The organism is Photorhabdus africana, assembly GCF_035181445.1.
Classification (GTDB): Bacteria; Pseudomonadota; Gammaproteobacteria; order Enterobacterales; family Enterobacteriaceae; genus Photorhabdus; species Photorhabdus laumondii.
The window spans coordinates 1-288 of the sequence record NZ_JAXBVE010000242.1 but is presented as its reverse complement, the minus strand read 5'-3'; the positions used below and the strand labels follow the sequence as shown (position 1 = coordinate 288).

The window sequence follows — 288 nt, the reverse complement described above, 5'->3', positions numbered from 1 at the left end:
TCGCTGCCTTTCGGTGCCCGGTTCAGGTCGTCCAGCAGGCCGTTCATTAAGGCCGGCAGAAAGCGCTGAGACAGCAGTTGCAGGTAGGTGTTTTCCACATACGGGCCGACCGCCGCGCCCTGATAAAGCCCCATATCCGCCAGCAGCCCTTTCTGATGGTAATCCCCGTAGGCCAGCGTGGCCTCACGCAGCGGATTGAGCAGGGGAAGCTGTAAATTGCCGAGACGGTCTTCGCCTTTGGGGGGCGGCACCGACAGGAAGATTTTGGCCTGCGTCAGGACCTCGTCA

At 61.1% G+C, this 288-nt stretch carries 1 protein-coding gene; it reads right to left on the bottom strand.

Features of this window, described 5'->3' with window-relative positions:
- Positions 1-288, bottom strand: a 288-nt coding sequence (locus SLS51_RS23595) for an ImcF-related family protein (protein WP_323840891.1), incomplete at both ends; no start/stop codon positions are given.